The sequence below is a fragment of the Psychrobacter sp. TB55-MNA-CIBAN-0194 genome (genome assembly GCF_040309505.1).
Classification (GTDB): Bacteria; Pseudomonadota; Gammaproteobacteria; order Pseudomonadales; family Moraxellaceae; genus Psychrobacter; species Psychrobacter fozii.
The window spans coordinates 1-242 of record NZ_JBEOOW010000698.1 but is presented as its reverse complement, the minus strand read 5'-3'; the positions used below and the strand labels follow the sequence as shown (position 1 = coordinate 242).

Annotated in this window: 1 pseudogene; it reads right to left on the bottom strand. The window is 43.0% G+C overall.

The features are described 5' to 3' along the window. Positions 1–240: pseudogene (locus AAEY75_RS16780) on the bottom strand (cytochrome C assembly protein); the annotation flags it as partial. Positions 241–242: the final 2 nt, after the last annotated feature.

Genomic DNA, 242 nt, shown 5'->3' with positions numbered 1-242 from the left:
GCTCAGAATAGGGCGATAGAGACAGAACAGTACATAAAAGAATAAGAAAAACAAACTGGTGAGGCTAAACACATTAAATAAATTGAAATTTAGCCCGTATAAGGTAACGACGTACGGATAGAGTAGCGTCGCATGCGCGAGCATACCGACCAATAATAAGCCTAAGCTCACGCCTTTATGGATAGGTTTGTCCTGAATCAGCGCCCAACCGATGTGGAAGCTGACGATGATATAAGCCATAC